Raw genomic sequence first — 638 nt, 5'->3', positions numbered from 1 at the left:
GGCAGCTCCAGACCCAGCCCCCCGCCACGCGGGTAGCGCAGGGCAATCGGGCCTTCATCAAACTCGGCAGCGGTCGCCGTCATGTGCAGCAGCTCAACCTCGTCAGACGGCGCCATGATGCTCATGCCCGGCAGACAGCCCAGATAGGCAATGTCGAAGGAACCGGCATGGGTTGCCCCATCGGCCCCAACCAGCCCGGCACGGTCAATGGCGAAGCGAACGGGCAGCTTCTGGAGCACCACGTCATGCATCACCTGATCATAGGCGCGCTGCAGGAAGGAGGAGTAGATGGCGCAGAAGGGGCGGAGGCCTTCGGTCGCCATGCCCGCGGCAAACGTCACGGCATGCTGCTCGGCAATACCGACGTCAAAAAAGCGGTCGGGGTAGTTCTTCGCGAACGCATCCAGACCGGTGCCGGACGGCATGGCGGCGGTGATGGCAGCAATCTTGTTGTCGGTTGCGGCCCGGCGCACCAGTTCGCGTGCAAACACGGAGGTGTAGGACGGCGGCCCGGCGGGGCCTTTTTTCTGCTCACCGGTGACGACGTTGAACTTGGCGACGGCGTGATATTTGTCCCCGGCCTTTTCGGCGGGCTGATAGCCGTGGCCTTTTTCGGTCATCACATGCAGCAGGATGGG

General features: G+C 63.9%; 1 pseudogene. It reads right to left on the bottom strand.

Annotated features, from left to right (window positions below):
- Positions 1-638: pseudogene (locus HK23_RS14120) on the bottom strand (1-deoxy-D-xylulose-5-phosphate synthase); the annotation flags it as partial.

The organism is Acetobacter malorum (assembly GCF_002153605.1).
GTDB classification, from domain to species: Bacteria; Pseudomonadota; Alphaproteobacteria; order Acetobacterales; family Acetobacteraceae; genus Acetobacter; species Acetobacter malorum_A.
The sequence above is the reverse complement of the archived record's forward strand: the minus strand, read 5'-3'. Positions and strand labels throughout refer to the sequence as shown.